This window comes from Gemmobacter nectariphilus DSM 15620 (assembly GCF_000429765.1).
Lineage (GTDB): Bacteria > Pseudomonadota > Alphaproteobacteria > Rhodobacterales > Rhodobacteraceae > Wagnerdoeblera > Wagnerdoeblera nectariphila.
In genome coordinates this window covers 25398-32924 of sequence record NZ_AUCM01000022.1, presented here as the reverse complement: position 1 = coordinate 32924, position 7527 = coordinate 25398, and the positions used below count along the sequence as shown (strand labels likewise).

Annotated in this window: 8 protein-coding genes; 2 read left to right on the top strand and 6 right to left on the bottom strand. The window is 62.9% G+C overall.

Annotated elements, in window-relative coordinates:
• Window positions 1–398: 398 nt before the first annotated feature.
• Window positions 399–992: a L,D-transpeptidase gene (locus G481_RS0116600; protein WP_028031015.1), complete on the top strand. Its 594-nt coding sequence runs from the start codon at window positions 399–401 to the stop codon at window positions 990–992.
• Window positions 993–1077: 85 nt separating this feature from the next.
• Here the strand turns inward: G481_RS0116600 and G481_RS24275 are convergent, their stop codons facing one another.
• Window positions 1078–2403 (bottom strand): Nramp family divalent metal transporter, encoded by a 1326-nt coding sequence (locus G481_RS24275; RefSeq protein WP_035026488.1) that lies wholly within the window; start codon window positions 2401–2403, stop codon window positions 1078–1080.
• A 118-nt stretch (window positions 2404–2521) separates the two neighbouring features.
• On the opposite strand from G481_RS24275, the gene mntR reads away from it, so the two are divergent.
• Window positions 2522–2974 (top strand): manganese-binding transcriptional regulator MntR, encoded by a 453-nt coding sequence (mntR, locus tag G481_RS0116590; protein WP_028031014.1) that lies wholly within the window; start codon window positions 2522–2524, stop codon window positions 2972–2974.
• A gap of 6 nt (window positions 2975–2980) precedes the next feature.
• Here mntR and G481_RS0116585 read toward each other — a convergent pair whose 3' ends face one another.
• The 5 genes from G481_RS0116585 to G481_RS0116565 are packed head-to-tail and all read right to left on the bottom strand — an operon-like array spanning window position 2981 to window position 7489.
• The gene (locus G481_RS0116585) at window positions 2981–3640 is read right to left on the bottom strand and encodes a DsbA family protein (protein ID WP_028031013.1); all 660 of its coding nucleotides are present in this window, start codon (window positions 3638–3640) and stop codon (window positions 2981–2983) included.
• Window positions 3637–4074, bottom strand: a complete 438-nt coding sequence (locus G481_RS0116580; protein WP_084451045.1) for a disulfide bond formation protein B — start codon at window positions 4072–4074, stop codon at window positions 3637–3639. Before G481_RS0116580 ends, G481_RS0116585 begins: the two co-directional genes overlap by 4 nt.
• Complete coding sequence (lspA, locus tag G481_RS0116575) at window positions 4061–4546, bottom strand: signal peptidase II (protein ID WP_028031011.1); 486 nt, start codon at window positions 4544–4546, stop codon at window positions 4061–4063. Before lspA ends, G481_RS0116580 begins: the two co-directional genes overlap by 14 nt.
• Window positions 4543–5166 (bottom strand): methyltransferase family protein, encoded by a 624-nt coding sequence (locus tag G481_RS0116570; protein ID WP_028031010.1) that lies wholly within the window; start codon window positions 5164–5166, stop codon window positions 4543–4545. The genes lspA and G481_RS0116570 overlap by 4 nt, the downstream gene beginning before the upstream one ends.
• 4 nt (window positions 5167–5170) lie before the next feature.
• Complete coding sequence (locus G481_RS0116565) at window positions 5171–7489, bottom strand: heavy metal translocating P-type ATPase (RefSeq protein WP_028031009.1); 2319 nt, start codon at window positions 7487–7489, stop codon at window positions 5171–5173.
• Window positions 7490–7527 lie beyond the last annotated feature (38 nt).

Below are 7527 nucleotides of genomic sequence, written 5' to 3'. Positions count from 1 at the left end.
ACGGTGGCCCTGGCCAACAAGATGGCACGGATCTGCTGGGCCGTGATGGCACGGAAAACCGTCTACGGAGAAGCAGCCGCATAGAATACGACGCACTGGCGTCGCAACAGTTCGGAGGGTCTGCCCAAGAAGCGTGATGACTACCGGTTTTGCCGGGGATCAGGAAACCCCGTTCGCGAGACAGCGCCCAAAAGCGCGATGATTTGATAGGGACCATGATCCGCGGATATCATCAGGGCCCGCGGCCAACCGGCCGCACTACGAGGCCGGACATATGCAAGCACCCAACCGGATTCGACGCGCTTTGAGGAAAGACTTGACGAAGGGGGTGTCCACATATGTCTCGTCTACGAGCGAACGATACTTCCACTCGCGAAAAGCGTGTGAAGGAGTGTTCCATGACCAGCGATTTGGTGAAGCGGCGGGCGTTGCTGGGTGGTGCAATCGGGGTGGCCAGTCTTGCAGCCCTGCCGGCCCGGTCACAGGAAGGCAGCACGGAGTTTCAAGCTCCCGCGTCAAGCAGCGTGCGGAACAACGTGTCCAGCTTCCGGATGCCGCAGTGGCAGGACTATTTTGAGAATACTCGGGGTGGTGCAATTCTGGCGGATACCAAGTCACGCGCACTCCATTATTGGTCAGAGGATCAGTCGATTTACCTGCTATATCCCTCATCCGTCCCTCTGTCCGAGGAACTGACCCGGCTCGGGCGGACCGAGATTGTCCGCAAGGCCGTGAACCCGCCGTGGCGCCCAACGGCTTCGATGCTCGAGCGCAACCCGGACTGGCCGAAGATGGTGGAGGGTGGAGCCAAGGACAACCCACTGGGTGTCCGCGGATTGTATCTGTCCTGGCCAGCCTACTTGATCCACGGTACTCACGACACCCGAAAGATAGGACGCAGATCATCGAATGGCTGCATCGGTCTGTACAACGAGCATGTCATCGAACTCTACGACATTGCGCAAGTCGGCACTCAGGTGCTGCTGATCTGATTACGCTGCACGGCCATACCCTTGCACTTCAAGCGAGATTCCGTGACCGGCTTTACCTTGCGTAACTGGATGGAATTTGCTGGAGTCAGCCTAACAGAACGGTAGACAGCAGGTTTATGTTCAGCACGATGATGACAGCCGCGATCAGCCAGCACAGGCCGGTCAGCCAGCGCGGGGCCACGAGTTCACCCATCTTGGCGCGGCTGGCGGTGAACATGACCAAAGGCACAATGGCAAAGGGCAGTTGGAACGACAAAACGACCTGGCTCAGGATCAAAAGCTGACCCACGCCTTCGCTGCCGTAGAGCAGGATCACGAAGATGGCGGGCAGGATTGCAAGGCAGCGGGTGATCAGCCGCCGCGCCCAAGGTGCGATGCGCAGGTTGATGAACCCCTCCATCACGATTTGCCCGGCCATGGTGGCTGTGACGGTGGAGTTGAGCCCCGCGCACAACAGCGCCACCCCAAATAGGATCGGCGCGAGCGATGATCCCAGCAGCGGCTCCAGCAAAAGATGCGCCTTGTCGATCTCGGCCACATCGTTTTCGCCGACGGTGTAGAACGCGGCGGCGGCGAGGATCAGGATCGAGGCGTTGATCGTCAGCGCGAACATCAGGGCGATGGTGCTGTCCCAGGTGGCCAGCCGCAGGGCCTCGCGTTTAGCGGGCAGGTCAAGCGCAAAGGCCCTAGTCTGAACGATGCCCGAATGTAGGTAAAGATTATGCGGCATGACCGTCGCCCCGATGATGCCAAGTGCCAAGTAGAGCATGGTCGGGTTGCCCACAATCTCGCGGCTAGGGGCGAACCCGGCGATGACTTCGCCCCAGACAGGGTTGGCCTGCGCAATCAGCACGACAAAGCAGGCGGCAATTAGAGCCATCAGCGAAATGATCAGCGCCTCGATCCAGCGGAAGCCTTTGTTTTGCAACCACAGGATCAGGAAGACGTCGGCGGCGGTGATGAAGATGCCAATCTCCAGCGGAATCCCGAACAAAAGGTTCAGGCCGATGGCGGTGCCGATCACCTCTGCCAGGTCCGTGGCGATGATCGCCCCCTCCGCCAGCACCCACAGTGGGACCGACATCCACTTGGGGAAGGCATCGCGGCAGGCCTGCGCCAGATCGCGCCCCGAGGCGACAGCGAGCCGCGCGCATAGTGACTGGAGCAGGATCGCCATGATGTTCGACAGCAGGGCCACGAATAAAAGCGTGTAGCCAAAGGCCGCCCCGCCCGCGAGCGAGGTCGCCCAGTTTCCGGGGTCCATGTAGCCCACCGCCACCAGATAGCCTGGTCCGATGAAAGCAAGGAAGCGCCTAAACCTGCTGGTGCCGCCGTTGCCGACCGCGATGCTGCGGAAGACTTCCGAAAGGGATGGTGTCTCGCTCTCTCGACGCCAAGCGTTCGCGGACATGGATTTTGCTTTCTACACTCTTATGGTCGTACCAAAGTCTTGGCACACAAAGTTAGGTAAGGCTAACAATCTTCTCTGCGCCTTTACTTGTCAATCCATTCCATGCGAGACTGCCATGATGACAGAGCTCGATCCTGCACCCCACTTTATGTCGGATGACCGGCCCGCGGATCTACGCGCCGGAGCGTTTCAGGGCGTGCGCGAAGCCCGGCGCAATGAGCTGGCCGAAGATTACGTCGAACTGATCGCGGAGTTGATCCACGATCAAGGCGAAGCGCGGCCCGTGGACATCGCCGCGCGGCTTGGCGTGAAGGTGCCGACAGTGAGCAAGACGCTCGACCGTCTGGCGCGGGAGGGACTGATCACCCGCGCGAAGTATCGGTCGGTCTTTCTGACGGAAGACGGGCGTGCGCTGGCACAGGAATGCCGGCGTCGGCACGAAATCGTGCTGCGTTTTCTCATCAGTCTGGGTCTCGATCCCGAGACGGCGGAGCGCGATGCCGAGGGCATCGAGCATCACGTGAGCGCGCGGACGCTGGCCCTGTTTTCGGCCTTCGCCAACCGGTCCTGAACGCCGTCAGTTGTTCTCCACCGCAAAGCGGACATCCGCGATCAGGCTTTCGGCGCTGAAGTTTTCCAGCCGCTTCCCGTTCAGAAAGAAGGTCGGGGTCTGACGGATGGCCAGTGCTTCGACATCGGCCGCGTCCTGGTTCAGAATGCCGGTGATCCCCGGGAAGAACTGGTCGGTTTCCGCCTTATCCAGATTGAGACCTGCGGCACCGGCGATTTCCCAGGCGACATCCATCTCTGGTGAGCCATGAACGGCCCAGCCGGGCTGCTGCTCCAGAAGCGCGTCCAGCACCGGTTCGAACTTGTCCTGCATCCGCGCAGCTTCAAGGATGCGCACGGCCTCGTCCGAGCCTTCATGGAAGACGGTGTAGCGCAACACAACGCGGACCTGAGTCGGAAACTGCCGCCGGATTTCCTGCACCACGGGGTGGTAAGCGCGGCAGGCCTCGCAAGAGGGATCGAAGAACTCGACCAATGTGACCGGCGCATCGGCGGGACCGAAGCTGGGGGAATACTCTCGGACCAAAAGCGCCGGATCTACGGCAGGCGTGGCGGCAGCCACTGCCTCCGCCTCGGCCGAACGGCGACGGTTCAGGATGATGGCGCCGCCTGCAAAGGCGGCGAGCCCGAGTGCGGATGCTCCGATCAGGAGATTGCGACGATTCATGGGCGTTGTCCTTTCGGCAATAGGAGACAGGCAAGGACCGCCACAAAGGCGACCATGGAAAGATACGGGATCGGCACGCCAAGGATGACCTGCGCCTCGCCGGTGCAGGATGGGCCGTTCTCGGTGCAGGGCACGATGGGCGCGGGCAGGATCCCTGCGTAAAGCCCCGAATGCCAGGCCGCAAGCGCCAGCCCGGCCAAGACCAGCGGCAAGGCGTAGGTGCGTGCCATGCCGTCCCCGCGCCAGAGCGAAAGGCCGAGGATCGGCACCAGCGGGAACATGGCGATGCGCTGATACCAGCACAGCGTGCAAGGCATCTGGCCCAGCACCTCGCCGATGAAAAGCGCACCAAGCGTGGCCGCCAGCGCAATAAGGAAGGCGGCGGTCAAGGGCAAGTCGTCGCGCGAAAGGCTCTGCGGGTCAGTGTTGGTCAAGAACAGGCTCCTTGCGGCGACAAAGGGGAAATGAGGCGGCAAGGATCAGGACCGCGCCTAAGGTGATCGCAATATCGGCGACGTTGAATGTGGGCCAGTGCCAGTCGCGCCAATAGAAATCAAGGAAGTCAGTGACGGCCCCTTGCCGCACCCTGTCGATGATGTTGCCAAGCGCCCCGCCCACGACCAGCGCAAAACCCGCGCGTTCCAGCGGGTGCCGCGCCCTGAATGCCATGACCGCGAAGGCAACAGTCAGCACGCCCGTCAGCGCCGCCATCAAAAGAGGCTTGCCCGCCATGAGCCCGCCCATCATTCCGAAACTCGCGCCCTCGTTGAAGCCAAGGGTGAGGTTGAAGCCCGGAAGAACCGGAACCGCAGTCCCCTGCGTCAGCAGCGACAGCGCTGTTGCCTTGGTCACCTGGTCTGCCACCACTGCGGCAGCGATCACCGAAATCAGCTTCGCCTTGGTCATTGTTCAGCCTTGCGGTTGATGCCGATCCAGCGGGGAACCGATGCCGCATAACGGTCATAATCCGGCCCAATGGCCAAGCGCAGGGCGGCCTCTTCCGACCGGACTTGCGTGGTGGCCGACCACAGAAACAGGATTGGCGCGAGGACTGTTGGGACTGCCGGAACCGCAATGGCAACACCTGCCAGCAGCGCCGCCTGACCAACAAAGGTCGGGTTGCGGCTGAAGCGATAGAGGCCGCCCGAGACCAGATCGCCGGTTTCGCCGTCCACCACGCCAACGCGCCAGGATGATCCCATCGACATCTGCGCGGCAAAAGCCACCATCGCGCCAAGCCCTGCGACAAACACTCCGATCAGGCCGAGGAATATGGCGCGCCCCTCAGTCCAAAGCGGATCGACCTTGTGTAGTGCGGGGACGGCAAGCCAGAGAAGCGGTCCGAAAAAGGCAAGCGCAAAGGCCGCCCGAAACCCCATCGCGGCCACCCGGTCGCGCCCCTTGGCGCGCGAAAACAGCCAGACGGATCGCCCCGCCGCTTGCGCCGCCAAGGCACTGCCCCAGAAGAACAGAGCCAAATAACCGAACAGAAGGGCCAGCGCGGCCCAGCCAAAACCCGAGATCATGGTGTCAGCTCTCACGCTCGGGATTGAACCGCAGGAGGCGCAGGGCGTTCAGGGTTACCAGCACCGTTGCCCCGGTATCGGCCAGGATCGCGATCCACAGGCCGGTCAGACCGAAAACCGAGGTCACCAGAAACACGGCTTTCAGCCCCAACGCGATGGTCACGTTCTGGCGGATGTTGGCCATTGCGGCTCGCGACAGACGGATTGTCGCCGGGATGTCGGTGACCCGGTCGCGCAGGATTGCCGCATCGGCGGTTTCCAGCGCCACATCTGTGCCCGAGCCCATCGCCACGCCAACGCTTGCCTGCTTCAGCGCCGGCGCGTCGTTGATGCCGTCGCCGATCATCATCACGCCGCCCTTGGAGCCGATCTCGCGGATATAGGCAAGCTTGTCTTCGGGCATCATGTCAGCCTCGAACTTCAGCCCGAGACTTCCGGCAATGGCGGAGGCCGTTCGCGGGTTGTCCCCGGTCAGGATCACCGAGGTCACCCCCATGGCCGTGAGCTGGCCCACAGCGTCCTTGGCGTCCGCCCGTGGCTCGTCTCGCATGGCAAGCAACCCAAGTGGGGTCTTTTCGCGGAACACCGCAACAGCGGTCTTGCCATCCTCCTCAAAGATCGTGGCCTGTCGCAAGCCAAGGCCTTCAAGCCCACCATGTTCCATCGCGTAACGCGGAGAGGCAACCCATGCGGGCTCACCATCCACTGTCGCGACAACACCCTTTCCCATCAGCGCCTTGGCATCCTGCGATGGCAGCGCAGTCACGCCTGCGTCCTTGGCCTTGTTCAGGATGGCGATGGCCAGCGGGTGGCTCGACCCTGTCTCGACTCCGGCCGCAACGGCCAGAAGCTCGGCTTCGGTGGTGGCCCCAAACGGCACCACATCCGTCACCTGCGGGCGGCCATGCGTCAGCGTCCCGGTCTTGTCGAAGGTCACGACATCGACCTTGGCCGCCGCTTCGATCACGGCGCCGCCCTTCATCAAGAGTCCGCGCCGCGCCCCGGTGGACATGGCCGAGGCGATGGAGGCGGGAACCGAGATGACCAGTGCGCAGGGGCAGCCGATCAGCAGAAGCGCAAGGCCCCGATAGACCCAGGTATCCCACGGCTGACCGAAGGCCAGGGGCGGCACCAGCACGACAAGGGCCGCGACGGCAACGATGGCAGGCATGTACCAGCGGCTGAAGCGGTCGATGAAGCGTTCCGTCGGCGCGCGCGCCTCCTCGGCCTCTTCGACCAGGCGGATGATCCGGGCGATGGTGTTGTCCTCCGGCCCCTTGGTGACCTTCACGCGCAGGGCGGCCTCGGTGTTGATCGCCCCGGCAAAGACCGCATCGCCCGGCCCGCGCGTCTTGGGCACGCTTTCACCCGTGACCGGGCTTTCGTCCACACCCGAGGTCCCGTCGGTAATTTCGCCATCGGCCGGAATGCGGTCGCCGGGGCGGACAAGGACGGTCTGACCAACGGACAGGCTTGCTGCTGGCACCTCGCGCGTGGTGTCACCTGTGACCAGTTGTGCCGTCTTGGGCACCAGGTTGGCCAGCGCCCGGATGCCGTCCCGTGCCTTGCCTGCGGCCACGCCTTCCAGCACTTCGCCCACGGCGAACAGGAACACGACCAGCGCCGCCTCTTCGGCTGCGTCGATGAAGAGCGCGCCGACGGCCGCGATCGTCATCAGGCTTTCGATGGTGAAGGGCTGACCCATGCGAAGGGCAGCAAAGGCACGCTGCGCTACCGGTGCCACCCCGATCAGACAAGCGGCGACGAAGGCCCATTTGCCGATCTCGGGTGCCAGATACTCAATGATCCAGGCAGCCCCCAGCAGAAGGGCAGTGAAGATCACCAGCCTACCCTTGGCAGTCTGAAACCAACGCTTGCCGCGATCCGCAGGGTCGTCATGGATATGGCCGGGGCTGCCGTGGCGGGACTCGTCCTGCTTAGTGCCGGATGATTTCGGGCCGTGATCGTGACCGGCGTGATCGTGGCCCTCATGATCGCGGTTGGCGTGATCGAGATCCGGATGCGCGTCGGTCGTATCGGCCACAGCCTGTGCGCCGGGCAGCACGAATTCTTTCTTCGCCGATGCTGTGCGTGGCGCAATCTCGTAGCCAAGTGCGCGGACAGTCTTCTCGATCCTGTCCTTCGCGGTCTGCCCTTCATCCAGCGTCAGTCTCAGGCGCTCCGACATGATCCCGACCTCGACGCCGCTTACTCCCGGCAGACGCGCGACCGCATCCTTGATTTTGGTCGCGCAGGACCCGCAGTCCATGCCAGTCACTGTCCAGTCGCAGGACGTTTCGCGTGCAGCTTCCGACATCGTCATTCCTCCTGCCGCAGAGCGGGCAGTTGATTTCATCGAAT